Raw genomic sequence first — 1,482 nt, 5'->3', positions numbered from 1 at the left:
CTTGTTGGGTGACTGCGTACCTTTTGTATAATGGGTCAGCGACTTATATTTTGTAGCGAGGTTAACCGAATAGGGTAGCCGTAGGGAAACCGAGTCTTAACTGGGCGAATAGTTGCAAGGTATAGACCCGAAACCCGGTGATCTAGCCATGGGCAGGTTGAAGGTTGAGTAACATCAACTGGAGGACCGAACCCACTAACGTTGAAAAGTTAGGGGATGACCTGTGGCTAGGAGTGAAAGGCTAATCAAACCGGGAGATAGCTGGTTCTCCCCGAAATCTATTTAGGTAGAGCCTCGGACGAATACTTACGGGGGTAGAGCACTGTTAAGGCTAGGGGGTCATCCCGACTTACCAACCCTTTGCAAACTCCGAATACCGTAAAGTAATATCCGGGAGACACACGGCGGGTGCTAACGTCCGTCGTGAAGAGGGAAACAACCCAGACCGCCAGCTAAGGTCCCAAAGTCATAGTTAAGTGGGAAACGATGTGGAAAGGCCCAGACAGCCAGGAGGTTGGCTTAGAAGCAGCCATCCTTTAAAGAAAGCGTAATAGCTCACTGGTCGAGTCGGTCTGCGCGGAAGATGTAACGGGGCTAAACTATGCACCGAAGCTGCGGATTCAGAATTTATTCTGAGTGGTAGGGGAGCGTTCTGTAAGCCGTTGAAGGTGTACCGGGAGGTATGCTGGAGGTATCAGAAGTGCGAATGCTGACATGAGTAACGATAATGGGAGTGAAAAACTCCCACGCCGGAAGACCAAGGGTTCCTATCCCATGTTAATCAGGGTAGGGTAAGTCGACCCCTAAGGCGAGGCCGAAAGGCGTAGTCGATGGGAAACAGNTTGTTTAGGTAAATCCGGACAAACATTAAACCTGAGACACGAGACGAGTCACTACGGTGATGAAGTTGCTGATGCCATACTTCCAGGAAAAGCCTCTAAGCTTCAGATTATATGGAATCGTACCCCAAACCGACACAGGTGGTCAGGTAGAGAATACTAAGGCGCTTGAGAGAACTCGGGTGAAGGAACTAGGCAAAATCGTACCGTAACTTCGGGAGAAGGTACGCTCCTATCTGTGATGAGACTTGCTCTCTAAGCGGACGGGAGCCGCAGTGACCAGGTGGCTGGGACTGTTTATTAAAAACACAGCACTGTGCAAAATCGCAAGATGACGTATACGGTGTGACACCTGCCCGGTGCCGGAAGGTTAATTGATGGGGTTATCCTTAGGGAGAAGCTCTTGATCGAAGCCCCGGTAAACGGCGGCCGTAACTATAACGGTCCTAAGGTAGCGAAATTCCTTGTCGGGTAAGTTCCGACCTGCACGAATGGTGTAACCATGGCCACGCTGTCTCCACCCGAGACTCAGTGAAATTGAAATCGCAGTGAAGATGCTGTGTACCCGCGGCTAGACGGAAAGACCCCGTGAACCTTTACTACAGCTTGGCACTGAACATTGAACCTACATGTGTAGGATAGG

1 rRNA gene is annotated in these 1,482 nt (G+C 50.4%); it reads left to right on the top strand.

The features are described 5' to 3' along the window. Window positions 1-1,482, top strand: a 23S ribosomal RNA gene (locus I6F48_RS21150); the annotation flags it as partial.

The sequence above is a fragment of the Pseudoalteromonas sp. SWYJ118 genome (assembly GCF_015864505.1).
In the GTDB taxonomy this organism is placed as follows: domain Bacteria; phylum Pseudomonadota; class Gammaproteobacteria; order Enterobacterales; family Alteromonadaceae; genus Pseudoalteromonas; species Pseudoalteromonas arctica.
This window is presented reverse-complemented; position numbering and strand designations above follow the sequence as displayed.